This window comes from Streptomyces sp. V4I23 (assembly GCF_030817975.1).
GTDB lineage: Bacteria > Actinomycetota > Actinomycetes > Streptomycetales > Streptomycetaceae > Streptomyces.
Map to the genome: position 1 here is coordinate 6,924,472 of NZ_JAUSZW010000004.1, position 20,659 is coordinate 6,945,130.

20 protein-coding genes are annotated in these 20,659 nt (G+C 74.3%); 4 read left to right on the plus strand and 16 right to left on the minus strand.

Translation table 11 applies throughout. The features are described 5' to 3' along the window. Positions 1-2: 2 nt before the first annotated feature. The 11 genes from QFZ82_RS33875 to QFZ82_RS33925 form a co-directional block, all read right to left on the minus strand. Entirely contained in the window at positions 3-440 is a 438-nt protein-coding gene (locus QFZ82_RS33875) for a DUF350 domain-containing protein (RefSeq protein WP_177148190.1), read from the minus strand. 55 nt (positions 441-495) lie between these two features. Beyond that, positions 496-897 carry a DUF4247 domain-containing protein gene (locus QFZ82_RS33880; RefSeq protein ID WP_307716752.1) on the minus strand — a complete coding sequence of 134 codons (402 nt, stop codon included), beginning with the start codon at positions 895-897 and terminating at the stop codon, positions 496-498. Beyond that, the gene (locus QFZ82_RS33885; RefSeq protein WP_307716753.1) at positions 894-1,388 is read right to left on the minus strand and encodes a DUF2617 family protein; all 495 of its coding nucleotides are present in this window, start codon (positions 1,386-1,388) and stop codon (positions 894-896) included. Before QFZ82_RS33885 ends, QFZ82_RS33880 begins: the two co-directional genes overlap by 4 nt. A 269-nt stretch (positions 1,389-1,657) precedes the next feature. Continuing rightward, complete coding sequence (locus QFZ82_RS33890; RefSeq protein ID WP_307716754.1) at positions 1,658-1,867, minus strand: Trm112 family protein; 210 nt, start codon at positions 1,865-1,867, stop codon at positions 1,658-1,660. A gap of 68 nt (positions 1,868-1,935) precedes the next feature. Next, positions 1,936-2,817: a hypothetical protein gene (locus tag QFZ82_RS33895; RefSeq protein ID WP_307717922.1), complete on the minus strand. Its 882-nt coding sequence runs from the start codon at positions 2,815-2,817 to the stop codon at positions 1,936-1,938. 4 nt (positions 2,818-2,821) lie between these two features. After that, positions 2,822-3,541: a class I SAM-dependent methyltransferase gene (locus QFZ82_RS33900; protein ID WP_307716755.1), complete on the minus strand. Its 720-nt coding sequence runs from the start codon at positions 3,539-3,541 to the stop codon at positions 2,822-2,824. After that, the gene (locus QFZ82_RS33905; protein WP_307716756.1) at positions 3,538-4,848 is read right to left on the minus strand and encodes a condensation protein; all 1,311 of its coding nucleotides are present in this window, start codon (positions 4,846-4,848) and stop codon (positions 3,538-3,540) included. Before QFZ82_RS33905 ends, QFZ82_RS33900 begins: the two co-directional genes overlap by 4 nt. Next, complete coding sequence (locus QFZ82_RS33910) at positions 4,848-9,023, minus strand: alpha-(1->3)-arabinofuranosyltransferase family protein (RefSeq protein ID WP_307716757.1); 4,176 nt, start codon at positions 9,021-9,023, stop codon at positions 4,848-4,850. The genes QFZ82_RS33905 and QFZ82_RS33910 overlap by 1 nt, the downstream gene beginning before the upstream one ends. Beyond that, the gene (locus QFZ82_RS33915) at positions 9,020-9,739 is read right to left on the minus strand and encodes a class I SAM-dependent methyltransferase (protein ID WP_307716758.1); all 720 of its coding nucleotides are present in this window, start codon (positions 9,737-9,739) and stop codon (positions 9,020-9,022) included. Before QFZ82_RS33915 ends, QFZ82_RS33910 begins: the two co-directional genes overlap by 4 nt. Further along, positions 9,736-10,941, minus strand: coding sequence for a glycosyltransferase family 4 protein (locus tag QFZ82_RS33920; protein ID WP_307716759.1), 1,206 nt, complete (start codon positions 10,939-10,941; stop codon positions 9,736-9,738). Before QFZ82_RS33920 ends, QFZ82_RS33915 begins: the two co-directional genes overlap by 4 nt. Positions 10,942-11,106: 165 nt before the next feature. Continuing rightward, entirely contained in the window at positions 11,107-12,090 is a 984-nt protein-coding gene (locus QFZ82_RS33925; protein WP_307716760.1) for a DUF3068 domain-containing protein, read from the minus strand. Positions 12,091-12,275: 185 nt separating this feature from the next. Here QFZ82_RS33925 and QFZ82_RS33930 point away from each other — a divergent pair, with 185 nt between their 5' ends. After that, positions 12,276-12,428 carry a hypothetical protein gene (locus QFZ82_RS33930; protein WP_177148201.1) on the plus strand — a complete coding sequence of 51 codons (153 nt, stop codon included), beginning with the start codon at positions 12,276-12,278 and terminating at the stop codon, positions 12,426-12,428. Further along, positions 12,425-13,648, plus strand: a complete 1,224-nt coding sequence (locus tag QFZ82_RS33935) for a helix-turn-helix domain-containing protein (RefSeq protein WP_307716761.1) — start codon at positions 12,425-12,427, stop codon at positions 13,646-13,648. The genes QFZ82_RS33930 and QFZ82_RS33935 overlap by 4 nt, the downstream gene beginning before the upstream one ends. A gap of 75 nt (positions 13,649-13,723) precedes the next feature. Here QFZ82_RS33935 and QFZ82_RS33940 read toward each other — a convergent pair whose 3' ends face one another. After that, positions 13,724-14,410 (minus strand): HAD family phosphatase, encoded by a 687-nt coding sequence (locus QFZ82_RS33940; RefSeq protein WP_307716762.1) that lies wholly within the window; start codon positions 14,408-14,410, stop codon positions 13,724-13,726. Between the two features lie 25 nt (positions 14,411-14,435). Further along, positions 14,436-14,918 (minus strand): Lrp/AsnC family transcriptional regulator, encoded by a 483-nt coding sequence (locus QFZ82_RS33945; protein ID WP_307716763.1) that lies wholly within the window; start codon positions 14,916-14,918, stop codon positions 14,436-14,438. A 238-nt stretch (positions 14,919-15,156) separates the two neighbouring features. On the opposite strand from QFZ82_RS33945, the gene QFZ82_RS33950 reads away from it, so the two are divergent. Further along, positions 15,157-16,686: an FUSC family protein gene (locus tag QFZ82_RS33950; RefSeq protein ID WP_307716764.1), complete on the plus strand. Its 1,530-nt coding sequence runs from the start codon at positions 15,157-15,159 to the stop codon at positions 16,684-16,686. A 132-nt stretch (positions 16,687-16,818) separates the two neighbouring features. Further along, positions 16,819-17,859, plus strand: coding sequence for a lactonase family protein (locus tag QFZ82_RS33955; protein ID WP_307716765.1), 1,041 nt, complete (start codon positions 16,819-16,821; stop codon positions 17,857-17,859). A gap of 102 nt (positions 17,860-17,961) precedes the next feature. Here the strand turns inward: QFZ82_RS33955 and QFZ82_RS33960 are convergent, their stop codons facing one another. The 3 genes from QFZ82_RS33960 to QFZ82_RS33970 all read right to left on the minus strand — a co-directional run bounded on the left by QFZ82_RS33960 (position 17,962) and on the right by QFZ82_RS33970 (position 20,632). Beyond that, on the minus strand, positions 17,962-18,879 hold the full coding sequence (locus tag QFZ82_RS33960; RefSeq protein ID WP_307716766.1) for a sirohydrochlorin chelatase: 918 nt from the start codon (positions 18,877-18,879) through the stop codon (positions 17,962-17,964). Between the two features lie 95 nt (positions 18,880-18,974). Next, positions 18,975-19,958 (minus strand): N-acetylglucosamine kinase, encoded by a 984-nt coding sequence (locus tag QFZ82_RS33965; RefSeq protein ID WP_307716767.1) that lies wholly within the window; start codon positions 19,956-19,958, stop codon positions 18,975-18,977. Further along, positions 19,955-20,632: a uracil-DNA glycosylase gene (locus QFZ82_RS33970; protein WP_307716768.1), complete on the minus strand. Its 678-nt coding sequence runs from the start codon at positions 20,630-20,632 to the stop codon at positions 19,955-19,957. Before QFZ82_RS33970 ends, QFZ82_RS33965 begins: the two co-directional genes overlap by 4 nt. Positions 20,633-20,659: the final 27 nt, after the last annotated feature.

Consider the following 20,659-nt stretch of genomic DNA (forward strand, 5'->3'; position numbering starts at 1 on the left):
GGTTACGAGACGGCGGCGCCGACCATGAAGGCCGTGCCGATGTACATCGCGGCCTGGACCCAGGCGGCGGGGTGGGGGCGGTCCCCGTTGTCGTCGAGCACGGCGTGACCGAGGCGGCCCGGGGTCAGCAGACCCACGACGCAGGAGATGAACGTCATCACGGCGACGCCCGCGAGGCCGTACAGCAGGGTGCTGAACAGGCCGAGGCCCAGGCCCAGTTCGGACTCGCTCGCCCTGATGGACTGGTCGATGACGAGGCCGATGGCGATCGTCTGACCGGCGAGCAGGACCGCGGCGCCGCGGTTGCGCTCGGTCCAGACCACGTGAAGGAGCTTGCCGGGGGTCACGAGGTCGAGTGCGATGAAGCCGACCGCCATCACGATGAAGCCGACCAGGCCGTAGAGCAGGGCGGTGCCTGCCGACTCGAGGATCTCTGCCACGGGGGTGCCTTTCGGGGACGTCGTCGGTGAGTTCGGGTGGGTGGACCGGATGCGGTTACTTGCCGGAGCCGGGGCCGCCGCCGCGGAACGCGTCGCTGTCCGGGTCCGGCCACACGTTGCCGATACGGGACTTCCAGCGGCGGTGGCCGTCGCGGTAGTCGTCGATCTCGATCATGCTGCCGCTCTGGTGGGGGGTGATCGCGACGATGTCGTCGCGGTAGCGGAGGAACACGTGGCCGTCGTCCTCGATGCGGTCCCCGGCCGCGGTGTGCCCGCCGATCTCGTCCCCGACCGCGGCCGGCGTGTCGAGGCTGTCGGTGTACGTCGGTCCGACGCCGTCGTACTCCTGGTGGATCCACGACCTCGGCACGTCGTTGACGTCGTCGGACTCACCGGCACAGGCGGTGAGCGCGACCGTGGCGAGCATCGTCACGCTGATGAGTCGGGCGGTCTTCATCGGGCCTCCAGCCGGGTGTGCGTCGCCACGATCTGGCGGCTCTGCGGATAGGTGTGCCACGTGCGCCAGTCCAGTCCGGTGGCGTGCCGGTCGACGGTCAGCGCGGTGACGGCTTCGGGGGAGCCCGGGAAGATCCCGTACAGCGCCTCGGGGTTCCCGTCCGACCGGCTGCGGATCCATGCCACCCGGTTGCTGAACCCGGCCGAGGTGAAGTGCCGGACGCGCGCGGCGAAGTGGTAGGTCCAGTCGTCGAACTCCTGCACCGTCGTCCGGGGCAGACCTCCCGCGACGCCCGGGAGGCAGGCCACGGTCTCCCGGACCGGCCCGGCGAAGACCTGATGGGAGGCGCCCAGGAGTCTGAGCTGGACGTCGAGCCCGCCGACCGTCAGATCGCGTACCGCGAGCGCGTCGAGCGCGGGCAGGACCAGCGAGAAGGAGAGCTGGTCCGCGTCGGTGTCCAGATACGGGGTCGTCAGTGCTATGCCGCTCACGTACCGCTGCCCGCCCGGGGGTCGGATGCGGCAGCCCCGGAGGGGCGCCCTCCTGGCGCGGGCGTCCGCTCCCTGCGACCGGCACCGGAGACGGATCCGGTGGCGAGGACGGCGGACTGGGGCTTCAACGGTGATCCCTACGACATGGAACGGGCAATGAGCGCGCTGAGTATGGCACAGGCGTTCCCCGTCACAGTGCGGGGGTGGCCCCCGCGATCCCGGTCGGCCTGCGGCGGGCCCGGGGGCCCGCCGCCCGCCGACCGGGGCGGTCAGCCTGCGGCCGCCCGCACGAAGCGCTCGTGGTCGTCCGCGCAGACCTTGCTCCCGGAGGAGGGCAGCAGCTGCGGAATGCCGTCCACGATCGGGTAACTCAGCTGGAGACGCGGGTTGTACAGCACGTTCTCACCGGCCGGCAGCGTCAGCGGCCCCTTGTCCAGCGGGCAGGCCAGGATCCGCAGCAGCGGGTCGTCGGGGTTCATGGGACGGGCTCCTCGTTCTCGTGGGCGGTACGGGGGATACGGGCGGCACAGGCCGTACGGCGGACGGGTCAGGTCTGCGGGTCGTGGCGCGGCATGGCCAGCAGCACGGACAGCGCCAGCGCGGTGCCGGCCACCCGCAGGGTCAGCAGCAGCGGGTCGTCCGGCAGACGTTCCCCGAAGGTCAGCGTCCCGAGCACCGCCGTGAACAGGCAGGTGACCGTCGTGCAGACGGGCACGATCAGGGAGGCCCTGCACCGCTGCAGCGCGGCCTGCGACATGACGAGACCGGCGACGGCCGTGAACAGCAGCAGATACGGATAGGGGGAGGCGAACAGCGACCGCGCCGCCTCACCGACGCCCGCGCCCGTCAGCCGGCCGGACGCGCCCTTGATCGCCAGCGAACTGACCCCGTACAGCAGCCCGACGGCCACCCCGTACCCGATGCCGTTCGTCGGCACCCGGTGCCGCCTTCTCGCCCGCGCCTCCACGCGCCCGTACAGCCACACCCCGCCCGCCAGCGACGGCACGCACACGAGGAGCACCAGTGTCCACGGAGCGCCGGTGCTCACGACGTCCTCGCCCTCGCGGACCGAGGCGACGACCATCAGCAGGGCGACGAGCACGGCGCCGAGCGCGTAGCGTTCCCGGCCGGAGGGCTGTTCGCCGAGCACGGCGGACGACAGCAGCAGGAGCAGGACGAGACCGGAGACGAAGATCCCCTGCGCGGCCGCGATCGGCAGCGCACGGTAGACGATCAGCTGGGCGACGAACCCGGCGGCGAGCGCCAGCGCCCCGGCGATCCACAGGGGGCTCGCCAGCAGCACGGCGACGACGCGCGCGGGCCGCCGGGCCGACAGGGCGGGCAGGTCGCCGAGCGCCCGTTTCTCCAGCACGAAGCCCACGCTGTACAGCACGTTGGCCAGCAGCGCCGCACCCACACCCCACCACATGCCGCTACCTCCGCCGGGCATGGGCCAGCAGGATGGACGACGCCGAGGGCACGGCGCAGGCAGCCCGGTCCAGCAGCCGCAGCCCGCGCGGCACCCCGTGGAACGGGGCGCCCGAGATCCGCACGACCTCGAAACCGGACGCGGTGAGGAAGGAACGCAGCGCACGGGCGGTGTACAGCCGCAGATGGCCGACCACTTCGCGGCCCGGCCGGCCGTGAATGCCGCGCAGGCTCACCTCCGAGAAGACGGGTTGCCATCCGGCGAGCAGCAGCGCGCGGTTGTACCAGGCGGCCAGGTTCGGCGTGGACAGCATCAGATGACCGCCGGGCCGCAGGATCCGCCGCAGCTCGTCCAGCGCCGAGTCGGGGTCGGCGAGATGCTCGACGACCTCGCTGAACAGCACGGCGTCCGCGCAGCCGTCGGCGAACGGAAGGCCGCCGTCGCCCAGTTCGCCGCGCACCGCGTGCGCGAGCCGGGGCCGGGCCCGGCGCAGGGCGTCCTGCGACCAGTCGACACCGACGATCCGGTGTCCCGCGAGGACCGGCGCCGCGATGGCGGCCGCACTGCCGTCCCCGCAGCCGACGTCGACGACGAGCGCGCCCGGTACGCCGAGCGCCCGGGCCAGCAGCCGCGCCTGGCGCCTGCTGCGCGCGTCGCCCGACGCCACCGGAACGGCGGGGTTCTCGTAGAAGGCACGCAGGCCGGAGGGGGCGGTGCCGCTCACAGGGCGTCCGCATCGGTCGCCGCCAGACGGCCGGCGAACACGTCGCGCAACCGCAGCCCGTCGTCGTCGCCCAGCAGCGCCCGGGACCAGCGCAGCACCAGGTGCAGCCGGCCGCCCGTGGACGCCGTGGTGACGGTCAGACCCCGCGGCATCCTGGCGGGCGCCGAGAACCAGACGGCACTGGCCCGGCCGGCCTCGCCGAAGTCCAGGGGATAGGGGACCCGGCCGATGTTGCTGAGCAGCGTCGTGGACGTCCACGGCGAGGCCAGCCGCGTCAGGCCCCGGGTCGTCGCGGCCCTGGCGCCGACGGGCAGTACCGGCGCGGTCAACAGGGACGCGCCGCGTCCCAGTGGGGGACGGGGCCGCGCCTTGAGGGCGCGGGTGCGTTCCGCGGTGAGCCGCAGGAGGACGCCCATGTCGGCGCCGGCCGCCACTTCCGCCGCCGTGAAGCGGACCTCGACCAGGCGGGTGCCGTTGCCGATCGGCATCTCGGGACCGCGGCTGCGGTCGTCGACGGGCATCGTGATGCGCAGCGGGCGCTCGGGCGCGCCGTGCTCGCGGTTCCAGTCGGCGACGGTCAGGGCCGTGGCGGCCATCAGCTGGTCGTTGACCGTGTACGGAGCGCCCGGCTCCCGCCGCGGCACGGGCAGTTCGGCGACGAGCATCGCGTTGCCGGGCACCGGCCCCGGTCTGCCCGCGGCGACCCGGGCGGGTCTGGCCAGTACGGGCGTACGGGCCGCCCTCCGCTCCGGGGCGGCCAGGGGCCGGACCGGGGACGGCACGACCGGGGCCGGGCGGCCGCTGAGGAGCTCCGCCGCCGTCGCCGCGATCCGCAGGCACGACGGGCCGTCGAGTGCCGTGTGGTGCACCGTGAACAGGAGCACGCAGCCCGGCGTTCCCGGCTCCTCCACGACCTCCAGGCGCAGCGGAGGGGACGCCGACAGCGGCGGCGCCGCGGTGAGCGCGCGTGCGCGGGCGAGTGCGAGGGCGCCGGATACGGGTGGCGGCACGGAGACGACCTCGGTGTCGGGCCCGTCCGTCAGCTCCCACTCGTAGCGCCGCGCGAACGGGCCGTGTGCCCGCTCCCGCATCAGTGCCCGCGGGTGCCGGCGCAGAGCGTGGGCGAACGCCTCGCTCAGCCGGTCCGGTGGCAGGCGGCCCGGCAGGTGGATCTCGATGTGCACGGTGTTGGGCTCGGAGGAATCCATGCAGTGCCGTGCCACCTCGTCGACGACCGGGAACGGCACGCGGGCCAGCGGTCCCCGCGCGGCTGCTCCGGCGGCGGACGATTCTTGAACGGTGGCCATCAGACCCTCCCTCGGTCGTGGTGGGGCGCGTGCCCGCCGCCTTCCGTCGGCCCGGTGGCCCGGTGGGCCCCGCTCCGGCGCTCCCGGCCCACCGTCACCAGCGCGGCGAACAGCGCGGTCAGGGCGAGGAGTTGGGCCACCGGGCCGTACGCCCCCCGGCCCAGCGCGGCCGCCTCCCCGCTGCCGGCGACGGCGGCGACACCGGCACCGGCCATGGCCACGAACGCGAGCGGACCGAGGACCGCCGGGCGCAGCCACGCCACGACGGCGAGCAGGGGCACCACCGCGGCGACCGGACCGGCGACCACCGCACCCACCAGCGTCAGTGCGACGGTGCCGAGCAGCAGCCCGGGGCCGGGCGCCGTCTGCTCCGGCAGCGCCGGCGCGGCGGGGGAGCGGCGGCGGACGAGGGCGAGGGCGGCCAGCAGCACCAGCAGCACCCCGGCACCGGTCATCCCGGCGTCGTACACGCGCGAGGGCTCGTAGAGGAGCGTCACCGTGCCGCCCTGACCGGCCGGGACGAGCCATGCCTGCTGCCAGCCGTCGATCCGCAGCGGCGTCAGCTCCCTGCCGTTCAGTGTGGCCTTCCAGCCCGCGTTGTGGTTCTCGTGGATCTGGAGGTACGAGGCCTCTCCCGCACCCACCAGCACCGTGCGGCGATCGCCGCCGCCCGAGACGGTCTCCACGCGGCGAGGTGTGCCGGCCGCGGCCCGCGACGGCCCGGTGGCGAGCGTGATCCCGGTGACGGCCAGCGGGCCGGTGTCCCCGGCCTCGACCGTGTGCGGGCCGCGGTCGAGCGGCACACGCCCGCCCTTGGTGCAGAGCGAGACGGCGACCGGGCGGCGCTCGGTCAGATCCCGTACCCGCCCCTCGGCGCGTGTCTCGAGGAACTGGCCGTCGACCGACACGATCGGTCCCTTGCCGCAGGGCAGCCTGAACGTCTTGTCCGGGTCCGGCTGCGGCGCGCGGAACTTCTCCAGGGCCGGGATGTGCACCTCGCTCAGCCCGACCGGGAGCTGCAACCGGTCGTCGGCGACCGGGTTGTGGAGTGTCAGCGGGGCCACCCGCGAGATCGTGATGTCCATGCGGTCGGTGGTGACGGGCGAGAACCGGGCCATGCCGTTCTCGTCCACCGCCGCCACCGCCGTCCCGTCGGGAGAGCTGATCTGCACCTGCTCGGGCCGGGTGGCGAGCCCCCCGGCCGCCGCGAAGACGATCTCGCCGACCGCTGTCTTCTTCGGCCAGGACAGATGCAGGACGGGGCGTTCACCGGCGACCCAGGCCGTGGTCAGGTCGCCGTCGGTGAGGTTGCGGGGGCTCAGGTTCGTGCCGAGGCGCGCCGTGGAGTCCGCGCTCACGAGGATCTTGTCGCGCTGTCCTGTGAGGCCGAACAGCAGCTCGTCGAGCGCGTCGCCCGGCACGGGCAGCGCGGTCGCCCGCACCGTGTAGTCGCCGGGGCGGGCGGCGTCGAACTGCCGGTGCAGCCCCACCTCCGCGGGCACCGCGGACAGTCCGCCCGGATCGCTGCCGCGCCGCAGCGAGTAGACGACGGAGCCCGCGCCGTCGCGCGGAGCGTCGGCGGGCAGCTCCAGCATCCGGGTCACCTGCACACCGGGCACCGAGATCTCCGTGAATCCCGCGCCGGTCAGGCCGGGGCGGCCCTGCTGGGAGTCCAGGATCGTCACCTTCAGCCACCGCGCGTCGCCCTCGGGGGCGGCCACCTGCTGGGCGGTTCCGTCCGGCCGCAGCGGGGAGACCCTGCTGCCCCGGTCGGTCTCCACCCGCACCGACGTGGGGGCCGCGCGTACGTTGCCACTGGGCAGCGGGGTCATGGACAGCGTCGCGGGTACCCGCGTGGGGCCGGTGAACGCGATGCGCAGCCACTCGCCCTCCGGCGAGCCCGGCGATCCCTCCGCCCAGCCCGTGTCGGGATTGCCGTCGAAGGCGTTCACCGGGTCGTACTGGGGCAGATGGAACAGCCAGTTCCCCACGGAGGACGCGCTGACGGACGCGGCCCCCCGCAGCACGGCCGTCGTCCGGTGCCGCTCCGCCGTCAGGGGCAGGATCTGCCGCGGCTGCGCGCCCGGGTCCTGCGCCGCGTTCTCCGGGTTGCGCTCCTGACGCGTGTACGTGTGCGACGTGTGCGAATTGACCAGCCCGAACCGGGTGTCGGCACGGCGCATCCCGTCGCCCGCCGCGTACAGGGAAGGACGGTCCACCCCGGGATGCGCGTCCCCCGCGAGGACGGCGGACCGCCCGGTGAGGGCGCCGTCGGCGGACAGCGGCAGCAGGGTCTCCGGCCCGCCGCTGACCACAGCCGTCGACGCCACCGGCGTCATCCGTGCCCTGCCGGGGCGCTCGGTCCCGGCGGGCGGCTCGTAGACCTCCACCGCGCGCTGGCGCGGGAACAGGCCCTCGACCTGCACGGGGGTGTCGTCCGCGATGCGTCCGCCCGTGAGCACCGGACCGAACCCGATGACCCGCTTGTACCCGGACGCCTCCAGCGTGCGCTTCACCGTCGTGGTGGGGACGTGGCCGATCTGGTCCGGGTCGAGGTCGTTGCGCACGACGACGTGGTGGAGACCCGCGCGGCCCAGGAACTCGCTCAGGCCGGGCACTTCACCGCCCGACGTCAGCGCCTGCTCCACCGCGTCCATGGCCCGCCGGTTGCCGGGAGTGCCGAAGGGCACGTAGTCGCGCTGCGCCCAGGGCGAGCGGGCGAGGACGTCCAGCGGCTGGTCGATGGGCGAGCCCCAGGTGTAGAGGCCGTGCGCGGTCGCCGGCACGACGAGCGCCCGGTCCTCGGGCGAGTTCTCGGCCAGCCAGTCGGCGGTCGTCTCCCAGTACGCGGGCAGCTGCCGGAACGAACCGGGCTGCAGGATCGAGCCGTTGACGTAGGGCCAGCAGAGGCCGGGCAGCACGAGGGCGGCCGCCGCCACGGGCGCGAGGCGCCGGGCGCGGGCGGGCACGGTGCGCGGCACGACGGCCGTGAGGTGCATCAGCCCGAGGGCGAGCGCCAGCGCCAGGCCGGTCTGGAACTTGTAGATGTTCCGGAACGGCACCAGCGGCCCGTTCAGCCAGCCCTGCACCGTCTCGTGGAACGGGCCGCCCAGCGCGCCGCCGTACCCGGCGAGGGTCACGAGGGCGACCGTCAGCACGGTCAGCACCAGCCAGCGCCGCTCGGGGAGATCGCGCCGCGCGAGACCGGCGAGTCCGAGCGCGGCCGCGAGCGCCGATCCGGCGATCACCAGGGCCGAGGTGGCGACGGTCCAGCCGGCGGGCAGCCAGGCCTCCCCGAAGTTCAGGTAGCCGACCCAGTTGCCCGCGCCGCGCAGCACCTCGGTCGCCGACATCGTCGCGGTGGTGGTCTGTGACGTCTCCACGTACGGCATGAAGTTCTCGCCGTACGTGCCGAGCAGCAGCAGCGGCACGATCCACCAGGCGGTCGCGAGGACCACGCACGGGGTCCACCAGGCGATCAGCGCGCGCTTGCGGGGCCCGGCCGGCCGGCACAGCAGGTACAGGCCCACGGGCAGCAGCGAGGCGAGGGTGGACGCGGCGTTCACACCGCCCATGAGGGGGATGATCAGCGCGGAGCGGGCGGCGGCGGTCCGGGGGCTCGTGCGCGGGTCGGTCAGCGGCAGAAGCACCCACGGGAGCAGCGCGCCGGGGAGGGCGGCGGCCGAGGTCGAGCCGACGACGATGGTGTACGTCGGCCACAGGGCGTACACCGCGGCACCGGGCAGCCGGGTCGCGGCGGAGCCGGTGCCCAGGCGCTCGGCCAGGCGCAGCGCACCCCAGAAGGCGGTGGTGACCACCAGCGAGAGCCACAGCCGTTCGGCGAGCCACACGGGCAGCCGCACGAGGTCGGCGGCCGCGTGGAACGGCAGCATCGGGATCAGGTAGCCGGCGTACTGGTCAGCGATGCCGCCGAACCCGGCCCGGTCGTGCCACAACTGGCCCAGGTCGCGGAGGAACTTCCAGGGGTCGGCCACGACGCCGAGCTTCGTCTCGAACGTCATCCGCCCCGGCGAGACGGCGAGGAACGCGACGAGGACCGCGGCCCAGAAGCCGAGCAGCCAGCGGCGCGAGCGCGGCGGCTGGGGCGGTGGACCGGGCGGCGGGGGGCCGGCCGCGGGGGAGGCGGGCGGGCGGGCGTGCACAGCGCTGGTCATGGACACCGCCGGAGGATGAGGAGGAGGTTCCAGGTGGCGAACTCGCGCAGCCCCGGCACGAGCGGGACGAGCTGGGGGACGACGGGCCAGTACCGCGACCGCGCGGAGACGATCTCCACGTCGCCGCGGCCCCTGACGTGCCGCAGGGTCGCGCCCACGCCGACGGCGAACAGGTTCTCCCCGAGGCGGTGCTTGGCCGGCCGGCCCGTCCGCCGCTCGTAGCGGGCCCGGGCACGCTCGGCACCGAAGTAGTGCCAGGGCGCCCACTCGTGACCGCCCCACGGGGACAGCCAGTTGGTGAACGAGACGTAGATCAGCCCGCCCGGACGGGTGACCCGCACCATCTCGCTGAGGAAGGTGCGCGGGTCGGACACATGCTCCAGCACGTTGGACGAGAAGCACACGTCGGCGGCGCCGTCGGTGAGTGGCAGGAGATAGCCGTCCGCCACGACCGTGCCCGCACCCGGCTCGGCGGCGAGCTCCGCCGGGTCCGGTTCGAACAGGTAGCTGTGGGCGCCGCGCCTGCGGAACTCCCGCGTGAAGTACCCGTGTCCGCCGCCGACGTCGACGACGACGCGGCCGCTCAGCCCCATGTGGCGTTCCACCTGGTCGGCCGCGTCCCGCGCCAGCAGGCGGTAGGCGGTACGGGGATCGTCCTGCTCGCGGAGGAAGGCCCGGAAGAGGGTGAGGGAGCGGCGGAACGACGGATCCCTCACCTGCGCGCGCCCGTCGTCCCGGCGCCGCCGCCCTGGGCGCCGGCGCGCTCCACGGCCTCGGCCGCCACCGTCGCGAACTGCCGTACGGTGCTGTTCCAGTGGAAGGCGGCGGCGTGCTCGGCCGCGGCCTTTCCCATGCCCTCACGCCGGTCGTCGTCGAGCGCCAGGGTGCACCACGCGGCCGCGAACGACGACTCGCCGCCGACGAGAACGCCGGTGACGCCGTTGTCGACCGAGTCCCGCAGGCCCGGCACGTCGAAGCCGAGGGCCGGCGTGCCGCGCGCCCCGGCCTCGGTCACCACGAGCCCCCAGCCCTCGACGGCCGCGGGGTGCAGCAGGAGCCAGGAGGCGCACAGCAGCCGGTGCTTCTCCTCCTCCGTGACATGGCCGGTGAACTCGACGGACGGGCCGGCGAGGCGTTCGAGCCGCTGCCGTTCGGGGCCGTCGCCGACGATGACGAGCCTGCCGCCGGTCACCGGACGGACCCGTTCCCACAGCCGCAGCAGGAGGTCGATGCGCTTGTAGTCGACCAGCCGGCCCAGAGCCAGGAAGAGCGGCGTCGTGGAGCGAGGCGTGCGCACCTCGGGCTCGTGGACTCCGTTGTGCACCACGCGGATCTGCTGCGGCTCCACGCCGATCGCCCGCAGCGCGTCCGCCGTGGACGGGGAGACGGCGACCAGGAGGTTGCCCCGGTGCGCCCGCGCCAGGGCCCAGTGCTCCAGCAGCCGCCCGGCCCGGGCGACGGGCGCGGGGAAGCGCATGTCCCACAGCTCGGTGTGCACATGGTTGACCAGGCACAGGGTGGGACCGCGGTGCCACAGCGGTGTCAGGTACGGCATCCCGTTGCAGACCTCGACGAGCAGGTCGCACGCGCCGATCTGCCGGGCGAAGGCCGAACGGGCGCCGGCGTAGTGCCCCAGCGCGCTGCCCGCCGACACGACGCGGTAGGGCCGCCGGTGTCCGGCGGGGCCGCCGCACAGCAGGGTGACGTCGTGGCCGCGGTCCGTGAGACCGCCGGCGAGCCGGTCGATCAGCAGCTCGGAGCCGCCGGCGGCGGGGTTGTCCAGGTCGCGGTGGGCGAGGAAGACGATGCGGCGGGGCGGCCCGGGGTCGTGCGGTGCGGCCAGGGCGAGGCCGAGCGGGTGCCGGTGCGGGTGCCGTCCGGCGTCGAGCAGTGGGGGAGGAGGTACGTGCTGGGGCATGCGTGCTCCAACTCGTGTCGCTGTGTGGGAGGTTGAGGGGACGCGGCACAGAGGTCGCAAGGTGGGGGAAGGTGACCGGGTGGGGCCGTGCTCTGGTGGGGAAAGCCAGTGTTCGGCACGTGTTCGACACACGGCTACTCACCGGTTTGACAACTTGTTCGACTGTCAGGCGGCCTGATTCGTCATCAGGTGAGCATCCGGATGCGCGCGTTCCGCTCGGCGGCCCCGTGCGACCAGCACACCGCCCAGGAGGGCGAGTACCGCGCCCAGGACCGCCGCCCCGGCCGGCGCGGTCGTACCGAGCAGTGCGAGCTTCCCGCTGTCCGCCGCGGCCAGGTCCACCTGCTGCCGTTGTGTACGCGGGGTGAAGGCGATCTTCTCGCTCGCCAGGAGCACGACCGCGTCCTTGTCCGAACCGGGCGCGCGCAGGGTCTTCCTCGGGCCGATGGCGGCGTACACGATACGGCCGGTGCGCCGGTCCGCGACCAGCTCGATGCCGCTGTTGGAGTACCACTCCTCGGCCAGTACCTGCGGCGTCCGCGGCCTGCCGACGAGCCGGCCCGGCACCTGGCGCACCCCTGTCCTCGTGGGAGCGACGCTGCCGGTGAACCGGAGTCCCTCGTACCCCTGCACCGTCCGGCGGCCGGCGTAGCGGAGCTGTACCACCGCGCCGAGCGTGCCGTCCCACCAGCGGTAGGAGCGCTCCTCGACGTCGAAGGGGAACTTCAGGTACGCCTCGCCGTCGAAGGCGGGCGTCTCCTGGCAGCAGTGCACCGGTTCGTTGGTGGAGCGGTCGGTCACCCAGCGCTCCAGCGTCCACTGGAGGGAGTCGCGGGTGTCGGACGCGGGCAGCGTGCGATCGGTGTCGACGGAGGTCGACACGTCCCACACGGCGTTGCCGCTCCTGATGCTGTCGGACACGTCGCCGCGGACCTGGCGGGTGATCGTGATCGTCTTCCCGTGCACGGTCCTGAGCTTCGAGGTGTCGAAGTAGCTCCCCGTACCGGTGAACACCGTGGTGGTGTCGACGTCGATCGGGGTGCGCTTGGCCTGCGGCTGGACGTACGCGACCAGGAGAGGGGCCAGGACCAGCAGGAAGACTCCGGCTCCCAGCAGGACAAGGGACATCGGTGAAGCGGTACGGCGCATCCGGGCACTCCTGAATCGAGAAACTCGCACGGAGATGCACGGGCCCGGGCCGGTCAGCCCTCGCGGGCCATGACAGTAGGGGGGTACTTGACGGATTGTCAATGTCCCGTCAACACTGTGCGTCCAGCCGGTGGGGGCCGGCGTTACGGGGTGGGGATCGTCTCCAACGAGGAGCTGACCCGACTATGCGCAGACTGTTCGCCGCCGCAGCGACCGCGGTGGTCGCCGCCGTACTCGCCGTGGGCACGGCCTTCGGGATCGTCGCCGTGCTCAACGCCACTCCCGAGCAGCCGAACGTCCCGTTGATCAGCTACGACACCGCCCCGCCGGGCCGATGACCCGCCCGGCATGGAGCGAGGTGCCCAGGCCGAAGGTGGAGCGGTTCGCCGCCATCGCCCTCGGCGAGGCCGGCGAACTGGCCCAGGCGATCCTCCGTGAGATCCGCCACGACTTCCCGCACCTGCGGCTCGTGGGGGACGAGTCCGGCGAGCCGATGGCACTCGTCGGCATCCGGCGCGCGATCGAACGCTTCGTGCAGCACCTGGCGTCCGGTGCCCAGGACGCCCGGGTGCCGCCCGAGGTGTTCCAGGAGTTCGGGCGGGGCGAGGGCCTGAACGGCCGCAGTCTCGACTCCCTCCAGGCGATCTACCGGCTCGGAGTCCGGCTCGCGTGGCGGAGGTTCGCCGAGATCGGCCAGCAGGTCGACATCGCCGCGCCCGCCATGTACGAACTCGCCGAATCCGGCTTCGAGTACCTGGACGGGCTCGTGGAGCAGTCGGTGCGCGGCTACGCCGAGGCGGCGGCCCGCCGCGCCGGCGAACGCCTGCGCCTTCAGCGTCAGTTGATCGACCGGTTGCTGGTCGAACACCGCGGCGACCCGGCCGCAGCTCTCGGCGAACGGGCCGCCCGCATCGGCTGGGAGCTGCCGGCGGCGATCGCCGTGGGCGTGCTCATCCGGCCGGCCAGGGAGGCCGTGGCGCCGGCCGTCGGCCAGGGCATCCTCCTCGACATGGAGAGCGAGCAGCCCCGCATCGTCATCCCCGAACCGGACACCGCGGGCCGCTGGGACATGGTGCGCCGCGCCACGGCCGGCTGGTCCGGCGCGATCGGCCCCTCGGTGCCGCTCGCCGCCGCCGCGACCTCGCTGCGCTGGGCGGAAACGGCGGTGCGGCTGGTGGAGAGCGATCTGCTGCCGCGGGGCGAGGTGCTGCACTGCACCGAACGCACGGAGGAACTGGTGCTGTTACCGTCCCAGGAGCTGATCGACGCGGCGGCGCGGCGCTGTCTCGCACCGCTGGAGGGCACGAGCCCGGTGCAGGCGCGACGCCTCGCCGCGACGCTGCTCGCCTGGATCGAGACCTCGGGCGGCGCCCCCGAGGTCGCGACCCGCCTCGGCGTCCACCCCCAGACGGCCCGCTACCGGCTGCGACAGATCCGCGAACTGTGGGGCGACGCGATCGACGACCCGGACCGCCGCTTCGAAATGCTGCTGGTACTGCGCGCCCAGCGCCTGCGCGGCGAACTGAAGGACGCCACGGAATGCGCGCCGGGCCGCTGACACCGACGTCGCCGCCGTCCTGCGCCGGCTGTCTCGGCCCGCCGGCGCGGCACCCGCAGGGCGGCCCGCCGCGCGTCAGCGCGGGGTCGTCGTCCAGGCGTACGCCGTCTCCGACGTGAACTCCCGCTGGCCGCCCGCGAACAGCAGGTCCGCCGCCAGGAACGCCGGGTCGGACGCCGTGCCCGGCACGTACGGCACGGCGATGCAGCGCATGCCCGCCGCCCGCGCGGCCGCCGCGCCGGGCGGCGCGTCCTCCAGGACGACGCAGTCCGCGGGGTCCGCGCCCAGCCGGCGGGCCGCCTCCAGGAAGACGTCCGGCTCCGGCTTGCCGCGTCCGACCTCCTCCGCGGAGACGGTCAGCGGGATGTACGCGTCGAGGCCGGTCCCCGCGAGGACGGCCTCGATCGCGGCCCGCGACGAGCCCGACGCGACAGCCATCGGCACCCCGTCCGCCGTCAGACGCTCCACGAACTTCCGCATCTCGGGGAAGACGTCCGTCGACGCCCGCGCCAGCTCCAGATAGATCCGGTTCTTCTCCGCCAGCAGGGCGTCGAGCGGCGCGTCGATGGTGTACCGGGCCCGCAGGATCTCCAGCGTCTCGCGCGTGCCGATGCCGATGAACGAGGTGTGCTCCGCCCAGTCGAATCCGGTCACACCGTGCGAGGCGAGCACCCTGCGCCCCGCCTCGTAGTAGTTCGGCTCGCTGTCCACCAAAGTGCCGTCGAGATCGAAGATGACCGAGGGAGTACGCGCAGTGCTCATGGCGTCCAGCATGCCAAGGGGCCGATCAGCGGGATGAACCGGCTGCCTTCCCCACCGATTCGACCAGCGGCAGCAGCCGGTAGGGCACCCGCTCGCGCAGGGCCATCTCCGTCCGCGTACGGACCACGCCGGGCAGGTTGATCAGCCGCTGGATGACGTCCTCCAGATGACCGTTGTCCCGCGCCACGACCCGGGTCAGCAGATCCCCGCCGCCCGTGATCGAGAACGCCTCGACGATCTCCGGCACGGCCGCCAGCGACTCGCCGACCTCGTCCAGGTGCCCCTGGGTCACCTCGATGTGGACGAAGGCGAGCACCGGATGACCGAGCGCGGCGGGGGAGAGGTACGGCCCCGTGCCGGTGATCACCCCCTCCCGCTCCAGCCGGTCGATCCTGGCCTGCAGCGTGCCGCGGGCGATCTGGAGAATGCGCGCGTACTCCCGCACGCTCGTGCGCGGCTGTTCGATCAGCAGGCGCAGGATGCGGGTGTCGAGCTCGTCCACCGCCATGGTCCGTTGGTCCTTCCATGGTCCCTGTGCACCGTCTGCAACTGTACCAATGGCCCAGTGGAAATCCACCCGGTTGAGCCATTGACCTGCGGATGTTTTCCTTGCACCGACAGGGCGCTGCGCAGCGCCGGCCGGCGACGGAGCCGGACCCGGACCCGCGGCGCCTTTGCCGTGTCCGAGACCGCCGCCGAGCGGCGAGTCGATCAGCAAGGGGGGCGGGACGACCGTCGTGAGGAGCATGACCGGCCTGCAGCACATCAAGAGGGCGTTCACCGCGCCCGACCCGGGACGCCTGCGGCTGCGCGTCTCGACGCGCGCCGTCCTCGGCGTCGGCCTCGCCGTCGCCGCCACGGAGCTCGCCGGCCTCTCGCTCGTCGCCTCGATCACCGGCGGCCTCGCCGCGATGCTCGCCCTCTTCACCGTCGCCGACCCGACCGTGCGCCGGCAGGCCGTGACGACGGCCCTGCTGCCGGCGGCCGGCTTCCCCGTCCTGGCACTGGCCACCGTCCTGCACGGACAGCCGCCGGCGCGCGCCGCCGTCTGGCTCGCGGTGGTCTTCTGCGGTGTCTACGCCCGCCGATGGGGTCCGCGCGGGCACGCGCTGGGAATCTTCGCGTTCATGATGTTCTTCGTCACCCAGTTCCTGCACGCCGTCCCCGCGCAGCTGCCCGAACTGTACGGAGCCGTCGCCCTGGCCCTCGCCGCCGCGTCCGCCGTCCGCTTCGGGGCCTGGTGCATCGAGCGCCGGACGCCCCCGCCCCCACTGCCCGCGCCGCTGCCCGGCCGCGGCCTCGCCCGGCCCACCACCCGCCAGGCCTTCCAGGCCACCGCCGCGTGCGCCCTCGCGCTCGCGGCCGGGCAGCTCGTGTCGGGGGACCGCTGGTACTGGGCCGTCGGCACCGCCTGGTGGATCTTCGTCAACACCGCGTCCCGCGGCGAGACGCTGATACGCGGCTTCCGCCGGGTCGTCGGCACCGTCACCGGCATCCTCGCGGGCCTGCTGGTCGCCGTCCCGGTGGCGGGCGCGCCCGGTCCCACCGCCGCGCTGGTCGCCGTGTGCGTCTTCGGCATCTTCTACACCGCGGCCCCCTCCTACAGCTGGATGATGTTCTTCGTGACCGTCATGGCCGGTCTGCTCTACGGGCTGCTCGGCGTGCTCCATCCGGGCCTGCTGCTCCTGCGCCTGGAGGAGACCGCGGTCGGCGCGCTGGGCGCGGCGCTCGCCGTCGCGCTGGTCCTGCCCGTGACGACCCACACCGCGACCGACGCCTGGATCCGGCGCGCGGTCCGGTGCGTGCACGACTGCACCACCACGGCCGCGCGGCGCCTCGCCGGCGACGAGACGGCGGATCCCGCGCCGCTCGCCGCGGAGCTGGAGCTGCTGCTCGGCCGCGTACGCCTCTCGCTCGCCCCGCTGGTCCACCCGCTCAGCCCGCTGCGTGCGCGAAAGGCCCGCGCGCGCCGGGTCATCGAGCTGCTCGACGTATGCGCCCGCGAGGTGCGCGGCCTGGCCGCCGTCGCCGCCGATCCGCAGGCGTCCCACGACGCCCGGCTCGCCGCAGCCTGCGGCCGCGTCGAGGCGGCCGTCCACGCGCTGGTGCCGGCGCGGCCCGCCCGCCCCTCGGCCGCGACCGAGGTCGTGCACGTACCGCCGCACCACCCGGGGGCCGAGGCGGCGCTCGGTCACCTCCATGGCCTCGAACGGGCGCTCGCGGACCTCGCCCATCCGGTGCGCACCTCCCCGCGCGCCCCGCTGGTACCGGCGTGAGCGGCCTGCCGCGCGGTTGCCGCCCCGAGCGATCCCCTTTGGTCTAGACCTACTGCTACCGTCGGGGCCGCGCACCCATGTGCGGCCCGTGGGCGGTCCACGGGCGCTCCACGGGGCGGAGAGGGGATTGCTGTGGGTGACACAGGCGTGGGGCGGGCCTTCATCGGATCGTTCACCTCGGCGGGCGGACGGGGGATCGTCGCCGCATCGGTGGACCCCGGCACCGGAGCCCTGACGGCCACCGCCGCCACTCGTGCGGTCGCCGACCCCTCCTACCTCGCCGCGACGGACTCGGTCCTGTACGCCGTCTCCGAGACGGCCGACGGCGCCGTCGCCGCCTTCGACATCACGGGCGGCGCGCTGCGCCCGCTCGGCGAACCGGTACTCGTCGGCGGCCACAGCCCGACGCACCTCGCGCTCGCCCCGGGCCGGCTGCTGACCGCCCACTACGGCTCCGGCAGCGTCAGTGTGCTGCCGCTCGGCCCGGACGGATCACCGGGCCCGGTCGCGTCGGTCGTCCGGTACGAGGGCCGCGGCCCCGACCCGGACCGGCAGACGCGGCCCCACGCCCACCAGGTCCGGCCCGACCCGTCCGGGCGCTGGATCCTCGCCGTCGACCTCGGCTCCGATGCGGTGCGCGTCCACGCCCTCGATGCCGTCACCGGCGGTCCGGCGGCGGGCCACCGGACGACCGCGCTGCCGCCCGGTACGGGACCGCGCCACCTCGCCTTCCATCCCGGCGGCCGACATGCCTACGTGCTGGGCGAACTGGAGCCGACGCTCACCGTGTGCCGCTGGGACGACCGCAGCGGGATCCTGGAGCCGGTCGCCGCGAACCGCGTCCTGCCGGACGGCGTGGCGAAACCGGCGTATCCCTCGGCAGTCGTCGTCGCGCCGGACGGCAGGCGCGTGTGGGCCGCGATCCGGGGCCACGACAGCATCGCGGTGCTGGACCTGGACGAGACCTCCGAGAAGGCGGAGCTCGTGACCACGGTCCCGTGCGGCGGCCACTGGCCCCGCGACCTCGCACTCGATCCCTCGGGCCGCAGGCTCTACGCGGCGAACGAGCGTTCCGGGGACGTCACCTGGTTCCACGTCGAGGAGGCGACGGGCATCCCGCACCCCGCGGGCTCCCTGCCGGTCCCGGCCGCTTCCTGCGTGGTCTTCACCTGACCCGTCCGGTGCACGGCGGTCGGCCGCACCCACGCGAAGGGCCCGTGCCGGTCGGGACGTCGACCGGCACGGGCCCTTCGGCACCGACGCCCTGCGGGACCGTCAGCGCAGCTGAGTCCCCTGCGGCTGGGCGATGCCCAGGGCGGTCGCGTACTGCGACAGCACCAGCTTGCCGATGGCCGGGTACGCGCCGAGGGCCTCGGAGGCGGCGCAGCCGGCATCCTTCACGGCGGCGTCGAGCAGCCCCTCCGGCAGCTCCGGACCCACCAGGTACGGCGCCAGCGCCAGCTGGACGGAGCCCGAACCGCGCAGCTGCTCCGCGACCGCGGCCACCGAACCCGGCTCGTCGAGCCCCGCGGCCATCACCGGCACGGCCAGCCGGGCCGCCAGGAGCATGCCGGTGATACCGGCGGCCTGTACGGCCTCCTCGCCGCCCACCGTGGCGAGGATGATGCCGTCGGCCGCCGTCGCCACCGTGAACAGCCGCGCGCGGTCGGCACGCGCCATACCGGCCTCGGAGAGCCGGACGTGCACGGCCTCGGCGAGCAGCGGGTGCGGACCGAGGACGTCGGTCAGCTCCACCGTGACGCGGCTGTCCATGAGGGCCTCGCGGATCCGGCGCATCAGCGCGTTGTCCGGGCCCGCCAGCAGCGGGACGACGACGGCGGCAGGGCCCTCGGGCTCGGCGACCTCGCGGCCGGCGGCCTTGGCGATCTCGTACCGCTCGGTGCGGACGGCCGCCGTGCGCGCGAGGACCGTCGCCAGCGTCGGGTACTCCTCGTCGTCGCCCTCGAGGTAACCGATGGCGACTTCGAGGCCGGGCAGCTCGGAGCGGGCGATGCTTATGACCTCTTCGGCCAGGCTGCGCGTCGTGGGCGCGGGGGCGCCGGGCACGGCGAGAACGAGCGGGGGCGCGCCCTCGGGAGCGGCCACGGGCTCCGGGCGGCGGTGTCGCCCGGTCTGTCGGGGGCGTGGCATTCGTACAGGCAGGCCGGGTGCAGGCCCAGTGGGGGAGCTCATGGCGCCGCATGCTACTGGCTTTGTGCGCGCGGCTGTTCGGGGAGGGTGCAGTCGTGCGTCTTCTGTCCGTGTTTATCCGCCGGGCGGTGTACGGATCACGCAACTCCGTCCATCACGACGTGCAGCAGGGCCGGATGCGGCGGCAGCAGCAGCCCGCCGCTCGCGACGGCCTCCGCGAGAAGCAGCGCGCCGGACAGCGGATCCCCGGCCGCGGGGACGACGCGCGCCTGGGGGACCTGGTGCGCGAGCTCGGCCCGCAGCGGCACGAGCAGCGGGTCGCCGAGCTTCGCCACCCCGCCGGTCACCGCGACCTCGCACCCGTCCGGCGCGTCGGGCCCCGCCGGGCACACCGCCGCGGCAGCCTCGGCGATGTGCTCGGCCGCGCGCGCGAGGACGCCCGCCGCCACCGGGTCGTGGGCCGCGCAGGCGGCCACCTCGGGGGCGAAGGAGGCCAGCGTCGCGGGCCGGTCGGCGCGGGGGTAGAGCAGCCCCGGCAACTCCGCCGCCGGGCCGAAGGCGGCCTCCATCCGCGCCAGCAGCGCCCGCGAACCACCCCTGCGTCCGTCGTGCGCGCGCAGCGCCGCCTCGAGGCCCGCCCGGCCGATCCAGGCGCCGCCGCCGCAGTCGCCCAGCAGATGGCCCCAGCCGTCGGCCCGGCGCCACGACGCGAGGTCCGTGCCGACCGCGATCATGCCGGTGCCCGCAGCGACCACGGCGCCGGGTCGCTGACCCAGCGCACCCGCGTACGCGGTCACCGCGTCGGCGGCCAGCCCCAGCCGCCGTACGCCGAGCGACGCGGCCAGCGCGGCGGGCAGTTCGGCGCGCAGCCGGCCGCCCAGCGTGGCCATCCCGGCCGCGCCGATCACCACGGCCGTCGGCTCGCCGCCCCCGGCCCGCTCCAGGAGGGCGCGCGCCATCGGCATGAGCTGCTCCAGCATGTGCCCGGCGTCGATCCCGTCCGAGCCCGTGCGCACCGGTTCGGCCGACACCGAGATCGCGGCCTTCTCCAGCGCGCCCGCCTCGGCGAGCGCGACCCGCAGGCCCGAGCCGCCCGAGTCGACGCCGAGCACGCGGATCACGGCAGCCGCCAGTCGACGGGCTGCCCGCCCTGCCGGATCAGCAGCTCGTTGACCCGGCTGAACGGGCGGGAGCCGAAGAAACCGCGGTCCGCGGACATGGGCGAGGGGTGCGACGACTCGATCGCCGGCAGATCCCCCAGCAGCGGGCGCAGATTGCGCGCGTCCCGGCCCCACAGCACCGACACCAGCGGCTTGCCGCGCGCCGCGAGCGCACGGATCGCCTGCTCCGTGACCTCTTCCCAGCCCTTGCCGCGGTGCGCGGCGGGTTTGCGTGGTGCGGTGGTCAGCGCCCTGTTGAGCAGCAGCACACCCTGACGCGTCCAGGGCGTGAGATCCCCGTTCGAGGGACGGGGATGGCCGAGGTCGGCGTGCATCTCCCGGAAGATGTTGTCGAGGCTCGGCGGCCACGGCGACACGTCCGGCGCCACCGAGAAGCTGAGCCCGACGGCATGGCCCGGCGTGGGGTACGGATCCTGGCCGACGACCAGCACTCGGACATCGTCGAACGGCTGCTGGAAGGCGCGCAGCACGTGCTGTCCGGCGGGCAGATATGTACGCCCTGCGGCGATCTCCGCGCGGAGGAAGTCCCCCATGGCGGCGATGCGTTCGGCCACGGGGGCGAGAGCGTCGGCCCAGCCGGGCTCGATGATTTCTTTCAACGGTCGTGGTGCCACGGGTGCCTGTCCTCAGGTGTCGCTTGT